The 24,236-nt window shown below is 72.8% G+C and carries 21 protein-coding genes and 2 tRNA genes; 2 read left to right on the plus strand and 21 right to left on the minus strand.

Annotated elements, in window-relative coordinates:
• Positions 1–49 precede the first annotated feature (49 nt).
• From AB0398_RS13420 to AB0398_RS13445, 6 genes are all read right to left on the minus strand, one after another.
• Positions 50–2,629 carry a ComEC/Rec2 family competence protein gene (locus tag AB0398_RS13420; RefSeq protein WP_366374616.1) on the minus strand — a complete coding sequence of 860 codons (2,580 nt, stop codon included), beginning with the start codon at positions 2,627–2,629 and terminating at the stop codon, positions 50–52.
• 47 nt (positions 2,630–2,676) lie between these two features.
• Positions 2,677–3,399 carry a ComEA family DNA-binding protein gene (locus tag AB0398_RS13425; protein WP_366374618.1) on the minus strand — a complete coding sequence of 241 codons (723 nt, stop codon included), beginning with the start codon at positions 3,397–3,399 and terminating at the stop codon, positions 2,677–2,679.
• Between the two features lie 533 nt (positions 3,400–3,932).
• A complete protein-coding gene (locus AB0398_RS13430; protein WP_366374620.1) occupies positions 3,933–4,778 on the minus strand; it encodes a DegV family protein in 846 nt (281 codons plus the stop codon).
• Positions 4,779–4,908: 130 nt separating this feature from the next.
• A complete protein-coding gene (locus AB0398_RS13435; protein ID WP_366374622.1) occupies positions 4,909–5,640 on the minus strand; it encodes a hypothetical protein in 732 nt (243 codons plus the stop codon).
• A gap of 157 nt (positions 5,641–5,797) precedes the next feature.
• A complete protein-coding gene (gene leuS / locus AB0398_RS13440) occupies positions 5,798–8,668 on the minus strand; it encodes a leucine--tRNA ligase (RefSeq protein WP_366374623.1) in 2,871 nt (956 codons plus the stop codon).
• 287 nt (positions 8,669–8,955) lie between these two features.
• Positions 8,956–9,028: transfer RNA gene (locus AB0398_RS13445), tRNA-Ala, on the minus strand.
• Positions 9,029–9,149: 121 nt separating this feature from the next.
• On the opposite strand from AB0398_RS13445, the gene AB0398_RS13450 reads away from it, so the two are divergent.
• Complete coding sequence (locus AB0398_RS13450; protein WP_366374625.1) at positions 9,150–10,517, plus strand: glycosyltransferase 87 family protein; 1,368 nt, start codon at positions 9,150–9,152, stop codon at positions 10,515–10,517.
• Here AB0398_RS13450 and AB0398_RS13455 read toward each other — a convergent pair.
• The 8 genes from AB0398_RS13455 to AB0398_RS13490 form a co-directional block, all read right to left on the minus strand.
• Entirely contained in the window at positions 10,496–10,729 is a 234-nt protein-coding gene (locus AB0398_RS13455) for a hypothetical protein (protein WP_366374626.1), read from the minus strand. The two genes, AB0398_RS13450 and AB0398_RS13455, sit on opposite strands and share 22 nt — an antisense overlap.
• A gap of 242 nt (positions 10,730–10,971) precedes the next feature.
• Positions 10,972–11,044, minus strand: a tRNA-Ala gene (locus AB0398_RS13460).
• A 104-nt stretch (positions 11,045–11,148) separates the two neighbouring features.
• Positions 11,149–11,802 (minus strand): histidine phosphatase family protein, encoded by a 654-nt coding sequence (locus AB0398_RS13465; protein ID WP_366375208.1) that lies wholly within the window; start codon positions 11,800–11,802, stop codon positions 11,149–11,151.
• On the minus strand, positions 11,799–12,266 hold the full coding sequence (gene rsfS, locus AB0398_RS13470; RefSeq protein WP_366375210.1) for a ribosome silencing factor: 468 nt from the start codon (positions 12,264–12,266) through the stop codon (positions 11,799–11,801). Before rsfS ends, AB0398_RS13465 begins: the two co-directional genes overlap by 4 nt.
• Before the next feature lie 118 nt (positions 12,267–12,384).
• Positions 12,385–14,187: an LCP family protein gene (locus AB0398_RS13475; RefSeq protein ID WP_366374628.1), complete on the minus strand. Its 1,803-nt coding sequence runs from the start codon at positions 14,185–14,187 to the stop codon at positions 12,385–12,387.
• A gap of 19 nt (positions 14,188–14,206) precedes the next feature.
• A complete protein-coding gene (gene nadD / locus AB0398_RS13480; RefSeq protein ID WP_366374630.1) occupies positions 14,207–14,827 on the minus strand; it encodes a nicotinate-nucleotide adenylyltransferase in 621 nt (206 codons plus the stop codon).
• A gap of 51 nt (positions 14,828–14,878) precedes the next feature.
• Positions 14,879–15,040, minus strand: a complete 162-nt coding sequence (locus AB0398_RS13485) for a hypothetical protein (protein WP_366374631.1) — start codon at positions 15,038–15,040, stop codon at positions 14,879–14,881.
• 83 nt (positions 15,041–15,123) lie between these two features.
• Positions 15,124–15,435: a hypothetical protein gene (locus AB0398_RS13490; RefSeq protein ID WP_366375260.1), complete on the minus strand. Its 312-nt coding sequence runs from the start codon at positions 15,433–15,435 to the stop codon at positions 15,124–15,126.
• A gap of 128 nt (positions 15,436–15,563) precedes the next feature.
• Here AB0398_RS13490 and AB0398_RS13495 point away from each other — a divergent pair, with 128 nt between their 5' ends.
• Complete coding sequence (locus AB0398_RS13495; protein WP_366374633.1) at positions 15,564–16,706, plus strand: M48 family metallopeptidase; 1,143 nt, start codon at positions 15,564–15,566, stop codon at positions 16,704–16,706.
• On the opposite strand, the gene AB0398_RS13500 is transcribed toward AB0398_RS13495, so the two are convergent.
• From AB0398_RS13500 to AB0398_RS13530, 7 genes are all read right to left on the minus strand, one after another.
• A complete protein-coding gene (locus AB0398_RS13500) occupies positions 16,691–17,776 on the minus strand; it encodes a hypothetical protein (RefSeq protein ID WP_366374635.1) in 1,086 nt (361 codons plus the stop codon). The two genes, AB0398_RS13495 and AB0398_RS13500, sit on opposite strands and share 16 nt — an antisense overlap.
• Before the next feature lie 194 nt (positions 17,777–17,970).
• A complete protein-coding gene (locus AB0398_RS13505; RefSeq protein WP_366374636.1) occupies positions 17,971–18,531 on the minus strand; it encodes a hypothetical protein in 561 nt (186 codons plus the stop codon).
• 93 nt (positions 18,532–18,624) lie between these two features.
• Positions 18,625–19,908, minus strand: coding sequence for a glutamate-5-semialdehyde dehydrogenase (locus AB0398_RS13510; protein ID WP_366374638.1), 1,284 nt, complete (start codon positions 19,906–19,908; stop codon positions 18,625–18,627).
• A gap of 223 nt (positions 19,909–20,131) precedes the next feature.
• Complete coding sequence (locus AB0398_RS13515) at positions 20,132–20,653, minus strand: hypothetical protein (RefSeq protein WP_366374640.1); 522 nt, start codon at positions 20,651–20,653, stop codon at positions 20,132–20,134.
• A gap of 228 nt (positions 20,654–20,881) precedes the next feature.
• A complete protein-coding gene (proB, locus tag AB0398_RS13520) occupies positions 20,882–21,985 on the minus strand; it encodes a glutamate 5-kinase (RefSeq protein WP_366375212.1) in 1,104 nt (367 codons plus the stop codon).
• A 109-nt stretch (positions 21,986–22,094) separates the two neighbouring features.
• Complete coding sequence (locus AB0398_RS13525) at positions 22,095–22,526, minus strand: GtrA family protein (protein ID WP_366375214.1); 432 nt, start codon at positions 22,524–22,526, stop codon at positions 22,095–22,097.
• 188 nt (positions 22,527–22,714) lie between these two features.
• Entirely contained in the window at positions 22,715–23,707 is a 993-nt protein-coding gene (locus tag AB0398_RS13530; RefSeq protein ID WP_366374642.1) for a glycosyltransferase family 2 protein, read from the minus strand.
• Between the last annotated feature and the right edge of the window lie 529 nt (positions 23,708–24,236).

Here is a 24,236-nt window from a genome sequence, read left to right on the forward strand (position 1 = left end):
CCGGCCCCCTTCCTCGACGAACACCACCTCCCTTCCCCCGCCGGGCAGTTCACCCGCCTCTCGGAACGGCCACGAGCCCCCTTCCCGCTCCCACCACCGCGATCGCCCCGTCCCGATCGGTCCGCAGCACCCGCGCCCCACCGCCCCGCAGCGCCTCCAGCGTCCGGGGCGAAGGGTGGCCGTACGGGTTGTCCCGGCCCGCCGAGACCAGCGCGAGCCTCGGCCGCACGGCCCGCATCAGCGCCGGGTCCTGGTGCGCGGACCCGTGGTGCGCGACCTTGAGGACGTCCACCGGCGCCAGGTCCGGATGGATCCGCGACAGCGCCCGCTGCGCCGGTGGCTCCAGGTCCCCGAGGAGCAGCAGACTCAGCCCTCCGGCGGCACGGACCAGCAAGGTGACACTGGCGTCGTTGGGCCCCTCGAACGGCTCGCTCCTCCCTCCCGCGCCCTTGGGCCCCTCGAACGGCCCGCTTCTCCCTGCGGTCCGCACGGCCCTCGGCCACGGCCAGAGCACCCGCCACTCCAGGGACCCGATCCTCCGCCGCTCCCCCGGCTCGGCCCGGATCATCGGCACCCCGGCCCCGGCCGCCGTCCGGCGCACGAACGCGGCCTGGGCGGGCGGCTCTTCGAGCCCGGTCGTCTGGATCGCCCCCACCGACCGCCCCCGCAGCACTCCCGGGAGCCCGGCCACGTGGTCCGCGTGGAAGTGGGTGAGCACCACCAGCGGCACCCGTCTCACCCCGAGTTCGCGCAGACAGCGGTCCACCGGCACCGGGTCGGGGCCCGCGTCCACCACGACGGCGGAGTCCCCGCCCGCCGCGAGCACGGTCGCATCCCCCTGGCCCACCTGGCACATCGCGAACACCCAGCCCGGTGGCGGCCATCCGGTGGCCCACCGGGACAGCGGCGCAGGCCGCACCACGGCGAGCAGGAGCAGAGCGGCGGCGAGCACGCCGACCGCACCCCGGTACGGCAGCCCGCGCGCCCCGAGGACCACGGTCGCGGTGAGCAGCGCGAGGGCCAGTCCGCCCCACCACCCGCCGGGCCAGGCCAGCTCGGCCCCCGGCAGCGCGCTGCCGGTGCGGGCCACCCACGCGATCCACCCGACCGGCCACCCCGCCAGCCACGCCAGACCCTCCGCCGCCGGCATCCAGAGCGCCGCCAGGGCCAGCGCGGCGAACCCGCACACCGTCGCGGGCGCCACGGCGAGTTCGGCGAAGAGGTTCGCCGGGATCGCGACCAGGCTCACCCGAGCCGCGAAGACCGTCACGACCGGAGCGCACACCGCCTGCGCCGCCAGGGCCGCGGCCAGCGCCTCCGCCAACCGGCCGGGCACCCCGCGCCGGCGCAGCGCGTCGCTCCACCGGGGAGCCATCGTCAGCAGCGCCCCCGTCGCCAGGACCGAGAGCAGGAACCCGTAGCTCCGCGCGAGCCAGGGGTCGTAGAGCACCAGGACGAGGACGGCGGCGGCCAGCGCGGGGATCAGCGACCTCCTGCGCCCCGTACCGATCGCGAGCAGCGCGACGCATCCGCAGGCGGCGGCCCGCAGCACGCTCGGGTCGGGCCGGCAGACGACCACGAAGGCGAGCGTCAGACCTCCCCCGGCCAGCGCGGTGACCCGCAGCGACAGCCCGATCCGGGGCGCGAGCCCGCCCCGCTCCGCCCGGTGCGCCTGCCCGGGACGCCCGATCAGCAGAAGCAGCACGATCGTCAGATTGCTTCCGGAAACCGCCAACAAGTGCGTGAGATCGGTGGCTTCGAAGGCGTCCTTCAGCTCGGGGCCGATCCTGGAGGTGTCCCCGACGACCAGGCCGGGCAGCAGGGCCCGCGCGTCGGGATCGAGCCCTTCGGTCGCCCTCCGCAGCCCCGCGCGCAGCTCCCCCGCCGTCCGCTGGAGCGCGTTCGGCCGGCCCACGATCCGGGGCGGGCCCCCGCCGTCGACCTTGAGGACCGCGGCGAACGGTTCGCCCGGGTGCGACGGCGGTGCGAGCCGGCCACCGACCCGCAGCCTGGTCGAGGGCAGGAGCCGCAGCCACTCCTCGCGCCCCTCCCCCGGCGGCACGATCAGCAGGACCGGCGCCCGGGTCCGGTGGACCGCGCCGTCCGACCGCTCGACCCGGGTCACCTCGCCGTCCAGGACGACCGAGACCGGGGCCATGGCGTTGCCCCGCACCTTGGGCCGGGTGAGCCGCGGATCGGAGGCCACCACCAGCTCGAAGCGTGCCCGCGCGTACTCCTCGGCCAGTACCGGCACGGGCCCGCGCCGCAGATCCGCCGCGTGCAGCCCCGCCGAGGCGGCCCCGGCCGCGGCACACAGCAAGACCCCGGCCCACGCGGTGGCCCGCAACCGGCGCCCGGCGGTGCCTCCCGGCGGGACCGCGCCACGATCCCCTCGCCGGACCGCCCCACGGCCTCCCTCGGGGCCTCCGCGCCGCCGGATCACGCCCCGCACCAGCAGGACCGCCGCTCCCACCAGACAGGCCGTGACACCGGTGACCGCCCACCACCCGGTGACACCCACGGCCCAGGCCGCCGCCGCCCAGGCCGCCGCCGCGAGGGGAACGAGCCGCAGATCGGCCGGCCCTTCCCACCGACCCGACTCCCGCGTCTCCGTCTCTGCCCCTGCCACCCTTTCCGCTCCTGCCTCCGCCTCCCTGGTCGCTCCCCGGGCCCGCCTCACGGCCGGACCAGCGGTTCGAGGTCGGCGAACCGTCGCTCGCCGATGCCGCTGACCTCCCGCAACTCGCTCACCGACCGGAAGCCGCCGTGTTCCGTGCGGTGGTCGATGATGTGCTGGGCGAGGACCGGTCCGACGCCCGGGAGGGTGTCGAGCTGTTCCACCGTGGCCGTGTTGAGGCTCACCGGCGTTCCCGGCGCCCCTCCCCCACCTGCTCCTCCCGCGCCGCCTCCGCCTCCGGGGCCGGGCCCGCCGACCTGCACGCCCGGCACGTCGACCAGGACCTGTTCGCCGTCGGACAGGACACGCGCCCGGTTGATTCCGGTGAGATCCGCGCCGGACCTCACCCCGCCCGCCGCCCGCAGGGCGTCCGCCACCCGCGCACCTGCGGGCAGGGTCAGCACGCCCGGCCTGAGCACCTTCCCGCCGACGTCGACGACGACCTTCGCGCCGGAAGAGGCGGACGGTGCGGGCGCCACGGCGGGAAGCGGTCCGGCCTCTTCGCGGACCTCCGGCCCGGCCCGCCCTGCGGGCGCGACCGTCGCAGGTGCGGCGCGAACCAGCTCGGGGGCGTGCACCGGCTCCGGGCGGCCCATCCAGAAGTAACCGCCCGCGAGCCCCGCAGCCACGAGCAGGACCACCGTCAGCGCGGCCAGCGTCCTCGGCTCCAGCCCGCACCGCGTCTGCACCCACAGCGGTGTCCGGTCCCGGATCCCCGCCACCAGCCGCTCCCGCGCCCGGGGCGGAGAGACCGGCGGAGCCACCCGCCCCGGCGCCTCGGGCACCTCCCTCGCTTCGGACACATCGGGCTCGGCGTACGACTCCGTCTCCGACGGAGGAGCCGTCGGGAACAGCGCGTCCCCCCGTCGCCGTACACCCCCTCCGGGCACTTCCACGGGCCGCCGCCCGATCCGGGTGCGCCGCTCCCGCCCGGGGGGCGAACCGCGCCCTCCGGGGCGGCTGCGCCCGTCCGAACCGGCCGCCCGCCCCGGCCCGCTCGTCGGGCCGCGGGTCACCCTCACGGCCCCGGGAACACCGGTGACAGCCGTGTCCGTAGTGCCGGCGACGGCAATGGTCGATGCGGTATCAGCGGTCGATGCCCTACGTGTACGAAGCGTCATGCCCGTGACGGTAGGGATCACGGATGCCCCGTGCCGGACTCACCTGCGGTCCGTGGAGGAGGGCCCCGCTGTGGAAAACTCCGTCACTCTCACGAGTGGCCGCACCCCCAGGTGACCGACCCGCCGCCGGGGTCTCAGCGCGGCGAGACGACGACCGCGAGGAGCCCGGGGCCCGTGTGGGCGCCGATGACCGCGCCCACCTCGCTGACGTGGAACTCCCCGATCGACGGGACGCGTTCCCTGAGCCGGTCCGCGAGCGTGGCGGCACGTTCCGGCGCGGACAGGTGGTGCACGGCGATGTCGACCGGCCCGGAGCCGGCCCGCTCCACCGCGATCTCCTCCAGGCGTGCGATGGCCTTCGAGGCCGTCCGCACCTTCTCCCGCAGCTCGATCCGCCCGCCGTCGAGTTCGAGGAGGGGTTTCACCGCGAACGCGGAGCCCAGCAGCGCCTGCGCGGCGCCGATGCGCCCGCCCCGGCGCAGATAGTCCAGGGTGTCGACGTAGAAGAAGGCGGAGATCCCGGCGGCGCGCTTCTCGGCCGCCGCGACGGCCTCGTCGAGCGAGCCTCCGGCCTCCACGGTCTGCGCCGCCGCAAGGGCGCAGAAGCCCAGCGCCATTCCCATCATGCGGGTGTCCACCACGCGTACGGGCACGGGGGCGTCCTTCGCGGCCAGCACGGCCGCGTCGTAGGTCCCGGACACCTCGGCGGACAGGTGGAGCGAGACGACGCCCCGCGCACCGGCCTCGGCGGCCTCGCGGTAGGTCTCGGCGAAGACCTCGGGGCTGGGGCGGGAGGTGGTGACGGACCGCCGCTTCTGGAGGGCCTGGGCGAGGGCTTCGGCCGAGATCTCCGTGCCCTCCTCCAGGGCTCGGTCGCCGATGACGACGGTCAGCTGGACCGTGGTGATGGCGTGCCGCTCCCTCGTCTGGCGTGGCAGGTAGGCCGTTGAATCGGTGACGATCGCGACATGCCGGGACATGAGCGGGAGGTTACCCGCCAGAACCCCCGCACGGCAGCCCGGCCCCCCACGGGATCACCGGGCGTCGGCGAGCGCCCCTCGCCGTCCCGCCCCCGCTTCCGCCTCCGACCGGCCCCGGTCGGCCGTACCGTCAGGTGGTGGTCTCCGGGCGGGCCGACTTCTCCCAGGGGTACGCGGTCAGCCGGGGGTCGGGCCCCGTGATCGCGGACGGCTCGCTGCGGGGCCCGGGCCCGGCGTCCGTCGCCCGGCCGGTGGCCCCGGCGGGACGTCCCCGCTCCTCCGCACCCGCGGTGGTGGCGCCCGGCGCGGGCTCCGGGTCGGCCCAGTGGCGCAGGGCTCCGGCCTCGACGTCGATCTGGGCGCTGAGCGTCGACAGGTCGTCCTCGGCGAACCGCACGGCCCGGTCCCGGGCGGCGCGGCGCAGCGCGTCGGCCGAGCTCGTGATCCGCTCGGTCCGCGCGGTGAGTTCGGGGAGCTGTCCGGCCACCCACGCCCGGTCGGGCTCCCGCTCCAGGCGCTTGAGGTCGGCGTCGAGTTCGAGACCGTGTCCGCTGAGCCGGTTGAACAGGTCGAGCGACTCCTTCAGCGAGGCGTCCTGGCCGACGCCCGCCTGGAGCGCCTCCTGCGTGGCGCGCATCGAGGTGCGCAGCGAGAGCCGCAGCCGGGCCAGCTCGCCCGCCGCGCCGGCCTGGCCGAAGCTCTTGGCCCGCAGCGTGGTGTCCTCGACCGTGCGCCGGGCCTGGTCCAGGGTGCGGTCGACACCGCGCTTGGCGGCCTTGGTCACCTTCACGGTGGCGTACACCCCGAGCGCCACGAAGGCGACGAAGAGTAGCGCCAGGATCGTGAGAATCGCTTCTTCCATGGGCGCGCCCCTCCGGCATCGGTCGTCTCACCACGCGGTTGTGGTTCTTCCACGGTAAACGGAACGGGCAGGCCGAGGGTTCCATCGGAACCCCCAACCTGCCCGTAGGGGAAACCCCTATGCGCGACCGTTCACCGAGCCGCGCGTAAGCGGTCCGCTAGCCCGCGACGATGTTGACCAGCTTCGGCGCGCGCACGATCACCTTGCGGATCTCGGCACCGCCCAGCGCCGCGACCACGTGCGGGTCGGCCAGGGCCAGCGCCTCCAGGTCCGCGTCCGTGATCGACGGGGAGACCTCCAGGCGGGCCTTGACCTTGCCCTTGATCTGCACGACGCAGGTCACGGTCTCGTCGACGACGTACGCCGGGTCGGCGACCGGGAAGTCCCGGTGGACGACCGACCCGGTGTGGCCCAGCCTGCGCCACAGCTCCTCGGCGATGTGCGGCGCCAGTGGGGCGACCAGCAGCACCAGCTGCTCGGCGACCGGGCGGGAGAGAGCGCCCCCGGTCTTGGTCAGGTGGTTGTTCAGCTCGGTGATCTTGGCGATGGCGGTGTTGAAGCGCATCGCGGCCATGTCCTGCGCGACGCCGTCGATCGCCTTGTGCAGGGCGCGCAGCGTGTCCTCGTCGGGCGCGGCGTCGACGACGGTGACCTCGCCGGTCGACTCGTCGACGATGTTGCGCCACAGTCGCTGCAGCAGCCGGTACTGGCCGACCACCGCGCGCGTGTCCCAGGGGCGCGACACGTCCAGCGGGCCCATCGCCATCTCGTACAGGCGCAGGGTGTCGGCGCCGTACTCGGTGCAGATCTCGTCCGGCGTCACGGCGTTCTTCAGGGACTTGCCCATCTTGCCCAGGACGCGGGAGACCTTCTCGCCCTGGTACCAGAAGCCGCCGTCGCGCTCCTCGACCTCGGCCGCCGGCACGGCGATCCCGCGCGCGTCCCGGTAGACGAAGGCCTGGATCATGCCCTGGTTGTACAGCTTGTGGAAGGGCTCGGCCGAGGAGATGTGGCCCAGGTCGAACAGGACCTTGGACCAGAAGCGCGCGTACAGCAGGTGCAGCACGGCGTGCTCGGCGCCGCCGACGTACAGGTCGACGCCACCGGTCGGCATGCCCTCGCGGGGACCCATCCAGTACTGCTCGACGGCGGGGTCGACCAGCTTCTCGGAGTTGTGCGGGTCCAGGTAGCGCAGCTCGTACCAGCAGGAACCGGCCCAGTTGGGCATGGTGTTGGTCTCGCGGCGGTACTTCTTGGGGCCGTCGCCCAGGTCCAGGGTGACGTTCACCCAGTCCTCGTTGCGGGACAGCGGGGTCTCCGGGCGGGTGTCCGCGTCGTCCGGGTCGAAGGTGCGCGGCGAGTAGTCCTCGACCTCGGGCAGCTCCAGCGGCAGCATCGACTCGGGCAGCGCGTGGGCGACGCCGTCCTCGTCGTAGACGATCGGGAAAGGCTCGCCCCAGTACCGCTGGCGGCTGAACAGCCAGTCGCGCAGCCGGAAGTTGACGGTGCCCTCGCCGATGCCGCGGTCGGCCAGCCAGGCGGTGATCCGGGCCTTGGCGTCGACGACGCCCAGACCGTCCAGGGAGATCTCGTCGTTGGCGGAGTTGACCAGCTTCGCCTCGTACGAGGCGAACGCGTCGTCCCACGTGGACGGGTCGGTGCCGCGGTCGTCCGAGGGCTCGACGACGCAGCGCATCGGCAGCTCGAAGGCGCGCGCGAAGGCGAAGTCGCGGCTGTCGTGCGCGGGGACGGCCATGATGGCGCCGGTGCCGTAGCCCATCAGGACGTAGTCGGCGATGAAGACCGGGACCCGCTCGCCGCTGACCGGGTTGGTCGCGTACGCGCCGGTGAAGACGCCGGTCTTGTCCTTGGCCTCGGCCTGGCGCTCCACGTCGGACTTGGAGGCGGCCTGCTTGCGGTAGGCGTCGACGGCCTCGGCGGGGGTGGCGTGGCCGCCGGTCCACACCTCGTGGGTGCCCTCGGGCCAGGCGGCCGGGACGATCTTCTCGACCAGGTCGTGCTCGGGGGCCAGGACCATGTAGGTGGCGCCGAACAGGGTGTCCTGGCGGGTGGTGAAGACGGTGATGGCACCGGTGTCGCCGACCTGGAAGTCGACGCGGGCGCCCTCGGAGCGGCCGATCCAGTTCCGCTGCTGCAGCTTGATGGCCTCGGGCCAGTCCAGCGCGTCCAGGTCGTCCAGCAGGCGGTCCGCGTAGGCGGTGATCCGCATGTTCCACTGGCGCAGCTTGGACTTGAAGACGGGGAAGTTGCCGCGCTCGGAGCGTCCGTCGGCGGTGACCTCCTCGTTGGCCAGGACGGTGCCCAGGCCGGGGCACCAGTTGACGGGCGCGTCGGAGGCGTACGCCAGGCGGTACTCGCCCAGGACGTCGGAGCGCTCGGCGGCGCTCAGCTCGCTCCACGCGCGCGTGGTGCCGGGAATCTCACGCGTGCCGTTCGCGAACCGCTCGACCAGCTCGGCGATCGGACGGGCCTTACCGGCCTCGTCGTCGTACCAGGAGTTGAAGATCTGCAGGAAGATCCACTGGGTCCACTTGTAGTACTCCGGGTCGATCGTGGCGAACGACCGGCGCTTGTCGTGGCCCAGACCCAGTCGGCGCAGCTGGACCTTCATGTTCTCCATGTTGGCCTCGGTGGACACGCGCGGGTGCGTGCCCGTCTGCACGGCGTACTGCTCGGCCGGCAGGCCGAAGGCGTCGAAGCCCAGGGTGTGCAGCACGTTGTGGCCGGTCATGCGCGCGTGGCGGGCGAAGACGTCCGTCGCGATGTAGCCCAGGGGGTGGCCGACGTGCAGTCCCGCGCCCGAGGGGTACGGGAACATGTCCATGATGAACTTCTTGGGCCGTGCGGCGACCGCGGGGTCGCCCGCCAGGTCACCGGTGGGGTTCGGGGCCTCGTACGTGCCCTCGGCGTCCCAGAAGTCCTGCCAGCGTGCCTCGATGTCGGCGGCCATGGCCGCCGTGTAGCGATGCGGGGCCGCCGTCTCGGCGGCCGTATTGATCTCGGTCATGGTCCTTGAAGCTCCATCGATCGTCTCTGCCCACGGCCACTGACTGCCGAAATGAAAAATCCCCTCGCACAGGAGGGGATGCCGCGCCGACTCCGACGGAATGTCTGTCGTCCGTCGGGACTGGTCAGCGCGGCTCGATAAGCAGGAGGCGTACGGCACGCATGGCGCCAGGGTACCGCAGCGGCCGCACGGGCCGCACCGGCGTTCCGTGGGGCGGGACACGAGAGAGCGGGCCACCCGATCCGGGTGACCCGCTCTCCGTTCCACGATCTTCCGTGGATTTTCTGTGGAGCTAAGGAGAATTGAACTCCTGACCTCCTGCATGCCATGCAGGCGCTCTACCAACTGAGCTATAGCCCCTTGCTTTCCGTCTCCGTTCCGGTTTCCCTCGCGGCGACAGACAGAACATTAACCGGCTCCCCGGCAGATCTCCAAATCGATTCCCGGAGGCCTTCGGGACCGCCGGGTAGGGTCGCCGACTGTGTCCGTCTCCGTGCTCTCGAAAACCCGTGCCCGGCCGTGGCCCCTGGTCACCGCCGCGGCGGTCTGTCTGCTCTCGCTCGCGGCCTTCTGGGTGGCGCAACGCCTCGCCCACGTGAACATGCTCGACGTGATGGTCTACCGGGCCGAGGGGGAGACGGTCCGGGCCGGCGGCGACCTGTACGCGATGCGCGCCACCTCGGCGAACCTCGGCATGACGTACCCGCCCTTCGCGGCCCTGCTGTTCGTCCCGCTGACCCTGGTGGGCGTCCCCCTGATGCGGGCCCTCACCACCGGGGGGAACCTGCTCCTGGTGGTCGCCCTGGTCCAGCTCTCGGTCCGGCTGGTCCGCCCGTCGCTGTCCCGCGCGGACCTGTGGCGCACGACGTTCTGGATCGCCGCGGTCGTGGTCTGGTGCGAGCCGGTGTGGACGACCCTGAGGTACGGCCAGATCAACCTGCTCATAGCCGTGGCGGTGCTCTGGGACCTCACGCGCCGCGCGGGCAGCCGCTGGGCCGGCCTCGGCATCGGCCTGGCGACCGCGGTGAAACTCACACCGGGACTCTTCGTCGTCCTGCTGCTCGTCGCGGGTCTGCTGCTGTGGCGCCGGGACCGCTCCTGGAACCAGTGGCTGCGCACGGCGGCGACGGCGACGGGGGTCTTCCTCGGGACGACGCTGGCCGTGGTGGTCGCGCTGCCCGCGGACTCGAAGAAGTTCTGGACCGAGACCCTGTTCGAGACGGGCCGGGTCGGTTTCGCCGAGGAGACCGCCAACCAGTCCATCCGCGGCGTCCTGGCCCGGCTGATGCACACCGACGACCCGGGCATGTGGTGGGCGGTGACGGCGGCCCTCATGGGCGGCGTCGCGATGGTGGTGGCGGTACGGGCCGCGCTGCGCGGCGACAAGGCCGTGGCGGTGGTCGTCTGCGCGTTCACGGCGCTGATGATCAGTCCGATCTCGTGGTCCCACCACTGGGTCTGGTGCGTGCCGCTGCTGATCCTGCTCGCGGACCGCGCCACGCGCGCGTGGCGGGTGGCGGGACCGGTGGCCCTGGTGTTCGCGTCGTTCGCGCTGTGGTGGGTCCCGCACGACCCGGGCCGCCCCGAACTGGACCAGAACGCGGGCCAGATGCTGCTCTCCGCCGTCTATCCGCTGACGACGACGGCGCTGCTCGTGGGGTACGTACTGACGCGGCGGAGGCTGCGCGGGACGGACACCGGCCGTACGGACGGGATCGGCGCGACGGCGGCGGAACCGCTCCTGGAGGCCGTACCGGAGCAGGAGCGTCCGGCGGTGGTGGAACAGGGGCGTCCGGGGGATCAGGGGCGTCCGGCGGCGCGGGAGCCTCAGGCCGTGGCGAAGGAGTAGAACCGCTTGAGGGTGCAGTGCTCGTCGAGGAGCCGACCGTAGATCGGCTCCCCCTCCAGCTCGCGGTAGGTCTCGATCGGGTCGCCTTTTATGATCAGCGCCCGCGCGCACTCCTCGCACCAGTACTGGAACTCGACGTTGACGGGGTCCATGTCGCGCACGATGGGCGTGCCGCTGCCGCACCAGTCGCACTTCCGCCTGTGTGCACCCATCAGTCAGCTCCAGCCGTGGCCGCGGGTCGCGGGCCCCGTCGTACGCCTGATCGTGCGCCTGGTCGTGCGCCGACAGGACACCCTGCCGTTGTCGCCGAGCACGTGGGCCACCCTCCCGTCCGGATCCTGTCCCCCTCCGGCCGTCCGATTCTGCCATGGCCCCGCAAGGGGGCCGGCGTACTCGGCACAACGTGGTGAAACGACGAATCCCGCCCCCTGGTGGGGACGGGATTCGGTGACTGTGGAGCTAAGGAGAATTGAACTCCTGACCTCCTGCATGCCATGCAGGCGCTCTACCAACTGAGCTATAGCCCCTCGTGTTCTTCGCGCTCCGCGCTGCGAACAAGAAGAACTCTAGCCTGTGACCTGCCGGAAAGTGAAATCCGGGTCCGGCAGGCCCGTCGCGGGCTCCGCGGGGCTCAGTCGTCGTCGCCGAGGACCGGCTCGGGCAGCGTGCCGGCGTTGTGCTCCATCAGGCGCCAGCCGCGCGCGCCCTCGCCGAGGACGGACCAGCAGCAGTTCGAGAGCCCGCCCAGGCTCTCCCAGTGCCGGGACTCCAGGCCCAGGAGCCGGCCGATGGTGGTGCGGATGGTGCCGCCGTGGCTGACCACGACGAGCGTGCCGTTCTCGGGGAGCTTGTCGGCGTGCTCCAGGACCACGGGTGCGGCCCGGTCGGCCACCTCGGTCTCCAGCTCGCCGCCGCCCCGGCGCACGGGCTCGCCGCGCTTCCAGGCGGCGTACTGCTCGCCGTACCGCGCCACGATCTCGTCGTGGGTCAGCCCCTGCCACTCCCCCGCGTACGTCTCGCGCAGCGCGGCGTCGTGGGCGACGTCGTGGCCGGTGAGCGCGGCGAGTTCGGCGGCGGTGGCCGCCGCCCGCTTCAGGTCGGAGGCCACGACGGCGTCCGGCTGGAGCGCGGCGAGCAGCCGTGCGGCCCGGCGCGCCTGGGCGACGCCGGTCTCCGTCAGCTCGATGTCGGTCGAGCCCTGGAAGCGGCGCTCCAGGTTCCAGGAGGTCTGGCCGTGGCGCCAGAGGACGATGCGGCGGCCGGTGCCGCCCCTGGTGGTGCTCAGCTCAGCTCACCGTCCGGTCCGTCGGGCAGGCCGGAGGCGTGGCCGGCGGTGTCGACGCCGGTCAGGGCGGCGTGCTCGGCGCCCTTGCCGCGGGTCTTCGCGGCGTCCTCGGGCAGCTCCAGCTCGGGGCAGTCCTTCCACAGCCGCTCCAGGGCGTAGAAGACCCGCTCCTCGCTGTGCTGGACGTGGACGACGATGTCGACGTAGTCCAGCAGGATCCAGCGCGCGTCGCGGTCGCCCTCGCGGCGGACCGGCTTGGCGCCGAGCTCCTTGAGCAGCCGCTCCTCGATCTCGTCGACGATCGACTTGACCTGGCGGTCGTTGGGCGCGGAGGCGAGCAGGAAGGCGTCGGTGATCGACAGCACGTCGCTGACGTCGTAGGCGATGATGTCGTGCGCGAGCCGGTCGGCGGCCGCCTGGGCGGCGGTCTTGACGAGCTCGATGGAACGGTCCGTGGCGGTCACAAGCAGGCTTTCGTCGGCGGTCAAGTACCCCTCCAGGGTCTCACGGACCGCCGACGGCGCCGTCTGACTTTTCCGAGCGCCGTCGGGGCGTCTCCGGCGGGTCGTCGCCGGACGCTCCCTAGCGGGCCTCCGGGAGCTTGTAGTCCCGGCCCAGGACGACGGTGACGGCGGCCGATCCCGCGGTCTCGCCCTTGCCGACCGAGGCGGCCGGGAGGCCGAGCGTCTTGGCCACCTCGGCGGCCGCCGCCTTCTGGGCGTCGTCGCGGTAGAGGACCTCGGACTTCTCCTGGACCGGCGCCCCGGTGCCGCCCACGAAGGCGTAGCCGCCGTTGACCAGCACGATCCGGGCGGCCTCGGTCGCGTTCTTCCCGGAGCCGTCCCGCAGGGAGACCCGGGTGACCCCGTCCGTCTCGGGGGCGGTGACCTTGCCACCGAGGATGTCCTTGACGACGCTGTCGCTCGCGCCGTCGGTCAGCGCGCCGTCCTCCTCCACCGGGAGCAGGGCCGTCTTGTAGGAGCCGACCTTGGCGTGCTCGGCGAGCTTGGCCAGGGAGGCGCCGAGGTCCTTCTCCGGGAGCGAGGGGTCGAGGATCTGCTGGAGGGTCTCGATGGTGATCGTGGCGGCCGCGGGGTCGTCGGAGATCTTCCGCAGCACCCCGTACAGGACCTGGCCGAAGCGCTGGAGCTGCTTGGCGTCGGCCTCGCCGGGGGCCCGGTAGGTGGCGTAGGCGACGGCCGCGCGGCCGTTCAGCGTCTGCTTCTCGCCCTTCCTGACGAGCGGCTCGGCGCCGTTCTTGGGGGCGGGCACGTCGGTGTCGGTGTCGGTCTCGATGCCGCTGACGACCTCGACGAGGTTCTCCAGGTACGGGGTGTCCAGGCGCCAGGTGCCGGTGATCTTCGTTCCGAGGAGGTTGCCGATCGACTCCCGGGTGCCGCTGGAGCCGTCGTCCTCGACCGACTTGCCGAGGGTGGTCGCGGAGCCCTCGGAGTCGGCGACGACGACGGAGGCGGGGAGCAGGACGGTGGTGCCCTGGCGGGTGGTCGCGTTCTCCACGAGCAGGGCGGTGGACGTTCCGCCGTTCGTGGTGTCGTGGAGGTGGACCACGATGGTGTCGCGCTTCTGGGGGCCGGTCGCGGTGGCCGCCTTCTGCTCGGGGGCGGAGGTGCCGGGGAGCAGGCCCGCGGACCACAGGTAGCCGACGCCGCCGACGACGGCGAGCACGAGGACGACGACGAGCGCGACGATCCTGTTGCGGCCCCGCCGTCTGGCCTCCTCGCGCCGCTCCGAGCGGCTCTCGGTGAACTTGAGCCAGTCGATGACGTCCTCGGAGTCCTCGTCGGGCTCCTCGATGAACGAGAACTGCTCGGTGCGGTACTCGCGGTCGTCGTCGTCGTCCGTACGGGACGGGGCGGGGCGCCCGGGTGCGGCCCGGCCCGGTGCGGGCCGCTCGGAGGCGGGGCGCTGGCCGGGGACGCCGGGCGGGGCGGCGACGGGCGCGGCCGGGGCCTCGGACGCCGGCCGGGCGGGCTCGGTCCGGGACTGCGGCCGGGGTTGGTGCTGCGGTTGGGGCTGGTGCTGCGGTTGGGCCTGGGGCTGCTGGGGCTGGGCGGCCCACTGCTGACCGGTCTCGGTCCCGGCTCCGGTGTCGTACGAGGGGTAGGCGTAGCCCTGTTGCCCGTACGGGTCGTACGAGTGCTGCGACGGCGGCTGCTGCGCCTGCGGCTGCTGCTGGGCGTAGGGGTCGTAGCCGTACGCCTGCTGCGGCTGCGCCGGCTGCTGCTGACCGCCGTACGGGTCGTAGTGCTGCGCGGGCTGCTGCTGCGCCTGCGGCTGCTGGTACACCGGCTGCCCGTATTCGTCGTAGCCGATGATCTGCGGCTGCGGATAGTACGGGTCGTACGGATGCTGCTGGTCGTTCACCGGTGCCCCTCCCCGAAGCTCACTCGCCGCGGTACAACTGGCGCTTGTCGATGTAGCGCACCACGCCGTCCGGCACCAGATACCAGACGGGATCGCCCTGCGCGACCCTCGCCCGGCAGTCGGTGGAGGAGATGGCGAGCGCGGGGATCTCCACGAGCGAGACCCCGCCCTTGGGCAGGCCGTCGTCGGTGAGGTCGTGGCCCGGGCGGGTGACGCCGATGAAGTGCGCGAGCGAGAAGAGCTCCTCCGCGTCGCGCCAGGTGAGGATCTGCGACAGCGCGTCGGCCCCCGTGATGAAGAAGAGGTCCGAGTCGGCGTTGAGGGAGGCCAGGTCCCGCAGGGTGTCGATGGTGTAGGTCGCGCCGCCGCGGTCGATGTCGATCCGGCTGACCGAGAACTGCGGGTTGGAGGCGGTCGCGATGACCGTCATCAGATAGCGGTCCTCGGGCGCGGACACGGCCTTGTCGCTCTTCTGCCACGGCTGCCCCGTCGGCACGAACACCACCTCGTCGAGGTGGAACAGGGCGGCGACCTCGCTGGCCGCCACCAGGTGTCCGTGGTGGATCGGGTCGAAGGTTCCGCCCATCACGCCGAGTCGGCGCTTGCCGCGCCCGCCAGTAGGCACTTCCTGCTCTCCCATGCGTGCAGAGCCTACTGGCACGGCAGCGTCCGCCGGATCAGCGGTGTCGGTTCAGCGGTCGCGGTTGAAGCGGGTGGTGATCCACAGCAGGAGCATCAGGGCGCCGAAGGCGCCGATACCGGTGAGGTAGGGGCTGAGGCTTTCGTGGTTGCCGCCGTGCTCGGCGCCCTCGGCGAGAGTGACCAGGTTGGCAGCGGTGCTGTGGAGGCTCATCTTCGGCAGACCTATCGATCGGGGATGGGAGCGGAGACTTCGCGCACATCGTATGCGGGCCGTCCGGACGCGCTCACGCCGACTCAGGCGTTCGCGTCGCGCTCCGTGTTGCCGCCCGCCCCGGCGGTGGTGTCGGTACCGGCGGTGGTGTCGGTACCGGCGCTGCCGTCCCCACCGCTCACGCCGTCGGTGCCGCCCGGCCCGGCGGCGCCGTCCCCGCCGCCCGTGTCGTCCGTGCCGTCGGTGCGGTAGCCACGCAGCAGGAACCAGGCGAGCAGGACCCCGCCCACGATCGAGGCGAGCAGCACGATCCGGAGCGTGTCGCCCGGGCCCTGGTCCGCGGCGGCGGCGAGCACGGCGGCAGCGGCGTCGGCGGTGGCGGCTGTGTCCGGCATGTCGGTCGTGCCCTTCGGTCGTCCTTGGTGCCCGAGTTATCCACAGGCCCCGCCACACCGTAGCGCCAACGCCTAGTCTGGGGGCAGTCAGGGGGACGAGCACCGACTCGTACGAACAGGGGGCATCCATGACCGAGAACGACCACGGGAGCGCGCCGAGCAGGCAGCGGAAGCGGTTCCCCGGCATCTCCTCGCGGGCCTACGAACACCCGGCCGACCGCTCGGCGCTGGTGGCGCTGCGCAAGCTCAGCGGCTTCGACACGGCCTTCAAGGCGCTCAGCGGACTGCTGCCGGAGCGCAGTCTGCGGCTCCTCTACCTCTCGGACTCCGTCCGGGTGAGCGACGCGCAGTTCGGCCACCTCAACGACATGCTGCGGGACGCCTGTTACATCCTGGACCTGGAGAAGGTCCCGCCGATGTACGTGACGCAGGACCCGAAGCCCAACGCCATGTGCATCGGCCTGGACGAGCCGATCATCGTGCTCACCACCGGCCTCGTGGAGCTCCTCGACGAGGAGGAGATGCGGGCGGTCGTCGGCCACGAGGTCGGACACGCGCTCTCCGGGCACGCCGTGTACCGGACGGTCCTGCTGTTCCTCACCAACCTGGCGCTCAAGATCGCCTGGATCCCGCTGGGGACGGTCGCGATCACCGCCGTCGTGACGGCGCTGCGCGAGTGGTTCCGCAAGTCGGAGCTCTCCGCCGACCGGGCCGGGCTGCTCGTCGGGCAGGACGCGCGGGCCTCGATGCGCGGCCTGATGAAGATCGCCGGCGGCAACCACCTGCACGAGATGAACGTGGACGCGTTCCTCGCCCAGGCCGACGAGTACGAGAAGGCCGGGGACCTGCGGGACTCGGTCCTGAAGATCCTCAACGTGCTGCCGCGCTCGCACCCCTTCACCGCCGTCCGCGCGGCGGAACTGAAGAAGTGGTCGGAGAGCCGCGACTTCCAGCGGATCATGGACGGGCACTACCCGAAGCGCTCGGAGGACAAGGACACCTCGGTCTCGGACTCCTTCCGCGAGTCGGCGGGTCACTACGCCGAGACCGTGCGGACCAGCAAGGATCCGCTGTTCAAGCTGGTCGGGGACATAGCCGGCGGCGCCGGTGACCTGGCGGGCGACCTGGGCGGACGGCTGCGCAACCGGTTCGGCGGCCAGGGCTCCGCGAAGGCGGACGGCGGCGCGGCCGAGGGCGGGGCCCCGGCCGGTGACGACGGCGGGAAGGGCCCCGGGAAGGACTCCGCCGGGGACGGTCAGAACGAGGGCTGAGCCCCCGGGGCCAGCACTCCGCACAGCGAGGGGACGGCGGGCCGGTCCGTGGCGTACGGGTCGGTGACCGCCGGGCCGCCGCCCGCCTCGGAGGCCCGCGTCCCCGCCAGGAGCGGCTTCAGGGAGCCCGTGGTGTCCGCGTCGCAGGCCTGCGGCCCGGCCTCCGAGGTGCTGCTCAGCAGTTCGGCGCGGTGCGCCCGCAGGTCCTCGCGGTCGAAGCGGAAGTGCACGACGCGGTGGACGGTGAAGAGGGACGCCGCGGCGACCGGCCCCGTGCCGCGGATGACCGGACGGAGGGCGTAGGTGTACGTGTGGTCCGCCGTGACGTCGAGGGTGTCGGGCCCGGTCTCCTCGAAGCGGAGGGTGCCCCGGACGCGGACGCCGGGATCGGCGAGGGCGACCTCGCGGGGGTCGAAGCGGACGAGCCAGGCGGCGGGGGCGTGCCGGCCGTCGTCGGCGGGCGACTCGACGCTCCGGTCGAACTGCGCCAGCTGGTCGGGGTCGAGCAGGAGGCGCGGGGGACGCGCGGTGGCCCCGCTCAGGACCTCGGGATCCAGCGAGGAGGCGACGAGGTAGTCCCTGGCGATGTCGAGGGCGGCGAGGACCTGGCTCTCGGCGAAGTGCATGGTGCGTCCGGCGACCGGCAGGACGATGCCGGCGGCCCCGACGCGGTACTCGGCGGCCGGGCTGCGGGCGAAGAGCCGCGCGGGCTCGCCGCCGGGGACGGGGTCCCGGGGCGCGAGCCGGACGACGGTGGTCCGCAGGGGCTCGGCGCGCTGGTCGACGGGAGGCTGGTACGGGTTGCGGACGCCCAGGTAGACGGCGGTGCCGAAGGCGAGGAGGACGAGGAGGACCAGGAGGACCGCCTGGCGGGAGCCGCTCCGGGGCGCCCCGGTGGGAAGACTGCGGACGGCCTGGGCGTGCTCGCCCATCCGCTCGCGGGCGGAGAACTCCTGGAGGCGGGCAGCACGGACGAACGCCTCGTCGAAGACGACGGATCGGTACTCGTCCTCACCACCGCCGGGGAACCCCTCGGGTGTCCCCTCAGGCGGGTCGCCACGCCCTGCCATACCTTCAGAGTAGGTCTGCGGGGGCTTCGGTAAACGCCCAGGTACACGACAAGTTCCGAAGAATTCCGCCATCGGGACGGCCGGGTCCCGGGGCGGAACCGGTGCGCGACCGGTACGGGGCGGGCCGGAGTCCCGGTTCGGGAGCGCCTCGGGTCCGGTTCGGGTGCGGTTCGGGTTCGGGAGGGCCCCGGGGGCTATCCAGGGGACACGGAGCCGACGGCGGGGGCGCGGGCCGCGGGCGGGGCCGGGTTGGGGGTCGGCGCGTCGACGCCGGTGGTGGCCGGCGGCGGGACCTGGTCCTGGCGGTTGGCGGCGGCGCCCCGGTAGACGGCGCTGAAGGCGAGGGCGACCATGCCGACCCCCATGACGAGGGCGAGGACCCAGGCGACGGGCCGGTGCCAGCGGGCGCTGCCCCGGTAGGGGCGCAGGGCGCCGCCGTGGGGGCCGTAGGGGCTGTCGTCGTCGCCGATGTCGTCGGGCTCGTAGGTGAGGCCCAGCGGGTCGTGGCCGTCCCCGTAGGGGTCGTCGTCGACCGGTCCGCCGCCCGCGCGGGCGCGGGCCGCCTCGGCCTCGGCACGGGCCTGGGCGGCGGCGAGGAGCCGCTCGACCGCGGTCGGCTCGTGGACGGTCGCGGCCCTCACGAACTCCTCGTCGAAGACCACGGCGGCGTGGACCTCGTCAGCGCCTCCGCGGTCGACAGAGTCCTCGGGGTCTCCGCCGTTCTGGAACGGCCTGCCCCCCACGTCGTCCGGCACGGATTCAGAGTAGACCCGGAAGGGGGTTTTGGGCAGGGAGAGTGCGAAGCCTCCCCGCCCGTACCGAAAGCCCGTACGGACCGGAAGGAGGTGTTACCGCACGTGACCGTCGCCGGTGACGATGTATTTGGTCGAGGTCAGCTCGGGAAGGCCCATGGGGCCCCTGGCGTGCAGCTTCTGGGTGGAGATGCCGATCTCGGCGCCGAAGCCGAACTGGCCGCCGTCCGTGAACCGGGTGGAGGCGTTCACGGCGACCGTGGTGGAGTCGACCAGCTGGGTGAAGCGGCGGGCCGCGGCCTGCGAGGTGGTGACGATCGCCTCGGTGTGGCCGGAGGACCACGTCCGGATGTGTTCCACGGCCTTGTCGAGGGAGTCGACGACGGCGGCGGCGATGTCGTACGAGAGGTACTCGGTCTCCCAGTCCTCCGTGGTGGCCGGGACGACGGTGGCCTTGGAGCCCTCGGCGAGGGCGAGGGTCCGCTCGTCGGCGTGGACGGTGACGCCGGCCTCGGCGAGGGCGTCGAGGGCCCGGGGCAGGAAGGCCTCGGCGACGTCCTGGTGGACGAGGAGGGTCTCGGCGGCGTTGCAGACGCTGACCCGGTGGGCCTTGGAGTTGATCAGGACGTCCACGGCCATGTCGAGGTCGGTGTCGGCGTCGACGTAGACGTGGCAGTTGCCGGTGCCGGTCTCGATGACCGGGACGGTGGACTCCTCGACGACGGTTTTGATCAGGGAGGCGCCGCCGCGCGGGATGAGGACGTCGACGAGGCCGCGGGCCCGCATCAGCTCGCGGACGGACGCGCGGGACTCGCCGGGGACGAGCTGGACCGCGTCGGCGGGCAGCCCTGCGCCCCCGACGGCGTCGCGCACCACGTTCACCAGGGCGTTGTTGGAGGCGTACGCGGAGGAGGAGCCCCGGAGCAGGACGGCGTTGCCGGACTTGAGGCAGAGGGCGGCGGCGTCGACGGTGACGTTCGGGCGGGCCTCGTAGATGATGCCGACGACGCCGAGGGGGACGCGGACCTGGCGCAGGTCGATGCCGTTGGGGAGGGTCGAGCCGCGGACGACCTCGCCGACGGGGTCGGGCAGCGCGGCCACGTCGCGGACGTCGGCGGCGATGGCCCGGACGCGCTCGGGGGTGAGGGTGAGCCGGTCGACGACGGCCTCGCTGGTGCCGGCCTCGCGGGCCTTGGCCACGTCCACGGCGTTGGCCTCGACGATCTCGGCGGTGCGCGCTTCGAGGGCGTCCGCGACGGCGAGGAGCGCCTCGTCCTTGGCCGCGCGCGGGAGTGGCGCGATTTCGGCGGCGGCGGCGCGGGCCCGGTGGGCGGCCCGGGTGACCGGGGAGAGGCTGTCGAGGGGCGTGAGCGAGGTCATGTCCGCAGGGTACTGGCAGCCCCGCGGACATCCCTCACGTATCCCGCACTGCGAGACGTACCCCTGGACGCCTCTCGGAGCACACCCCGGCACCTGCCTCTGGACGCCTCCCGGAGCGCACCCCGGGACCTGCCCCTGGACTCCTCCCATGGCGCACCCGGAGGCACGTCCCGGACGGGTCCCGGGGCGTGTCCCGGTCGCCCTCCGCCGGAGGTCCCGCCCCTCAGTAGGGGTGGACTCCGACCGGGGCGGCGGGCGGCGGGCCGTAGCCCTCCGCGATCCGCTGGTGGTAGGTCTCGCGGTCGATGACCTCCAGGCCCACGATCTCCCAGGGCGGCAGCTTGGCGGTCTGCCGGTGCTCGCCCCACAGGCGCAGGGCGACGGCCGCCGCGTCGTGCAGGTCGCGGGCCTCCTCCCAGTACCGGATCTCGGCGTGATCGTTGGCGTAGCGGCTGGTCAGCAGGAAGGGATGGTCGTGGGCCAGCTGTTCGAGCCCCCGTCGCACCTCCTTCAGCGGCGACTCCACGCCCGACACGCTGAGGGTGATGTGCCAGAGCTTGGACACGGGCCGTTCCTCGGCGCGTGCCTCACGTGTCTCGCGTGCCTCATCCGTGTCGGTGGTGGTCTCGGTCTTCCTGTCCGTGGACCTGTCCCGTGCCTCGTCGAAGTCGGCTCCGGCCTCGACACTGGTCAGGGCGCGTTCGGCAGTCCCACGGGGCGGCGCCCCTGGGCGCGCTCGTCTCACCGGCGGCCTCCTGTGTGATGCGTGTGGTGCTGTACCCCGCCTTGCTCTTAACCCCCGAGACAAAGTTGACCAGTCCGAGGCGGCGCTTGGGGCGGTTTTGGTGAACGTCCCTTCCGGATGGCCGCAGTTTCGGCCGTTTCGGCGGGTGGCGTCCGACGAATGGCGTACGGTGCGCGGCTTCCGGCCCGGCGGGCCGTCCGGCCGGGGCGCGTACGGGCCGCGGCACCCTCAGCCGATGACGACGAGGTCGTCGCGGTGGACGATCTCGCGCTCGTACTCCGGGCCCAGTTCCCTGGCGAGCTCGTGGGTGGAGCGGCCGAGCATCCGGGGGATCTCCTTGGCGTCGAAGTTGACGAGGCCGCGGGCGACGGCCCGGCCGGCGGCGTCGCGCAGCTCGACCGGGTCACCGGCCACGAAGTCGCCCTCGACACCCGCGAGACCGGCCGCGAGCAGGGACTTCTTGCCCTCGACGACGGCGCGGACGGCCCCGTCGTCGAGGGTGAGGGAGCCCTGCGGGGTGGAGGCGTGGGCGAGCCAGAGGAGCCGGTCGGCGGAGCGGCGGCCGGTGCGGTGGAAGTACGTGCCGGTGTCCCGTCCCGCGAGGGCGTCGGCGGCGCGGCTCGCCGAGGTGAGGACGACGGGGATGCCGGCGGCGGCGGCGATCCGGGCCGCCTCGACCTTGGTGACCATGCCGCCGGTGCCGACGCCCGCCTTGCCGGCCGAGCCGATCTCGACGTGGGCGATGTCGTCGGGGCCGGAGACCTCGGCGATCCGCGACGTGCCGGGCTTGGACGGGTCGCCGTCGTAGAGCCCGTCGACGTCGGAGAGCAGCACGAGCAGGTCGGCGCGGACGAGGTGGGCGACGAGGGCGGCGAGCCGGTCGTTGTCGCCGAAGCGGATCTCGTCCGTGGCGACGGTGTCGTTCTCGTTGACGACGGGCAGCGCACCCATGGTGAGGAGCTGGTCGAGGGTCCGGTACGCGTTGCGGTAGTGGGCGCGCCGGCTGGTGTCGTCGGTGGTGAGGAGGACCTGGCCGACGCGGACGCCGTAGCGGGCGAAGGAGGCGGTGTAGCGGGCCACGAGCAGGCCCTGGCCGACGCTGGCGGCGGCCTGCTGGCGGGCGAGGTCCTTGGGGCGGCGGGTGAGGCCGAGCGGGGCGAGGCCCGCGGCGATGGCGCCGGAGGAGACCAGGACGATCTCCTTCTCGCCGCCGCTGCGGACCTTGGCGAGCACGTCGACGAGGGCGTCCACCCGGTCGGCGTCGAGGCCTCCGGAGGCGGTGGTGAGGGAGGAGGAGCCGACCTTGACGACGATCCTGCGGGCCTCCGTCACGTACTGCCTCGCGCTGTCCGTCTGACCCGTCACCTGCGTCGTCACCTGCGTCGTCCTCACTCGGCCGTCCCGTGGCGCCGGGCGCTCCGCGCCCGGCTGCCAGGGCAATCTACGCGAGCCGGGAGGGCTGCCGCTCGTCCGTTTCGCTCCCCGGACCGGACGGGCCGGACGCGGCGGACGCCGGGCCGGTGCCGCGGGGCACCAGGATCCGCTGGGAGATCAGATAGGTGAAGGGGATCGCGAAGACGGCCGCCACGAGTGGCGCGATCCTGTCGTCCATTCCGGCCCAGGTGACGAGCACGAACAGGCCGGCGCTCTGCACCAGGAAGTTGGTGAGGTTGGCGAGGGGGAAGAGGGCGAACTTCTTCCAGGTGGGGCGGGTGCGGTAGGTGAAGTAGGTGTTGAGGAAGAAGGAGCCGATCATGCTGAGCACGAAGGCGAGGGAGTTCGCGGCGAGGTACGGCATCCACGGGTGCAGGAGCAGGTAGCACCCGAAGAACGTGCCGGTGTTGACCCCGCCCACCAGGCCGAAGCGGAAGATCTCGGCGAGCCGCGCCCGCCGCGTGGAGGCCTGCCCGGCGGGGGCGGCGCCCGTCGCGGGACCGACCTGCCCTACGGGACCGGCCTGCCCGGCGGGACCGGCGCCCGCCGCAGGACCGGCCTTCCCGACGGGGCCGGGACCGTCGGCGTCCCCGGAGGGGCCGGGGCGTCCGTCCCGGCCCGCGCCCATCAGCGCTCCCGCTCGGGGGTCGCGACGCGCAGGTGCTCGGCGGCGCTGTCGGCGATGGTGCGGCCGACGGAGCGGTGGGTCTCCTTGACGAGGAAGTGCGGCCGGCGCTTGGTCTCGTAGTAGATGCGGCCGATGTACTCGCCGATCAGCCCCAGCATCATCATCTGCACGCCGCCGAGGCCCACGATGATCGCGACCAGGGTGACGTAACCGGGCGAGTCGATGCCCTGGGTGATGGCGTTGACGGCGACCCAGACCGCGTACAGGGCGGCGAGGCCGGTCAGCATCATGCCGAGCCAGAGGGCCATGCGCAGCGGACGGTTGTTGAAGGAGATCAGCCCGTCCATGCCGTAGTTGACCAGGGAGCTGAACTTCCACTTCGTCTCGCCGCCCTCGCGCGCGGCGTTCTGGTAGTCGAAGGTGACGGTGTCGAAGCCGATCCAGGAGAAGAGGCCCTTGGAGAAGCGGTTGTACTCCGGGAGCGAGAGCAGCGCGTCGACGGCGGGGCGGGAGAGCAGGCGGAAGTCTCCGACGCCGTCGGTGAGCTCCACGTCCACCCAGCGGTTCACGGCCCGGTAGTAGGTGCGGCTGAGGGCGCTGCGGATCTTCTTGTCGCCCTCGCGGGTGCGGCGCGCTATCACCTGGTCGTGGCCCTGGTGGTAGAGCTCCAGCATGCGGCCGAGCAGCTCCGGCGGGTGCTGGAGGTCGGCGTCCATGATCACCACGGCGTCGCCGACGGCCTTGGTCAGGCCCGCGAGCATGCCGGCCTCCTTGCCGAAGTTGCGGCTGAAGGAGGCGTACTGGGTGCGGTTCGGGTGCAGCGAGGCGATCTCGCGCAGCTTGCCCAGCGTCCCGTCGGAGCTGCCGTCGTCCACGTAGCAGATCTCGTAGTCGACCGCGAGGGTGTCGAGCACCTGACGCATCCGCGCGTCGAAGAGCTCGACGACGTCTTCCTCGTTGAAGCAGGGAACGACGACGGAGAGTTTGGTCATGGAACGGTCACTCCAGAAGTGATGGACGAGAGAACGCTCTGAGGGGCCACCACCGGGCTCTTCTGCAAGCGGCACCGAGCGGTACGAGGTGGTGATGACCGTCCGGCGTGCCCTGCGCGGCCGTCCCGGTCGGCATGTCGTCCACACAATAAAGCATGAGGGAAAGACCTCGAAAATACGTGGTATTCACCTCGCTCGTCACCTCGGGACGGGTCTCCGGGAAGGCGTGGATTATCACAGGCGGCAAGGGCGCCATTTCGCGACGTGACGAGGTAAGGGAAGCGGAGGATGTGCTTCCGCGACGTGGGAACGACCGTGTCACCGCTGTTCCGTCCGCAGCGGCGCGGGGGCCCCGGGGTGTGTTTCCCGTCACCCCGATCCGCCGGGTGCGAGGGCGTTCGCGGTACCTTTTCCCCTCGCACGGACCGACGCGGACGACGCCCGTGGGAAACCGCCCGTACGGGCGACTTCCGACACGCGGGAACGGTTGCCCCGCGCGTCCGTTTCTTCCGTCACGATCGGAACGCGG

This window comes from Streptomyces sp. NPDC086147 (assembly GCF_040702165.1).
Classification (GTDB): domain Bacteria; phylum Actinomycetota; class Actinomycetes; order Streptomycetales; family Streptomycetaceae; genus Streptomyces.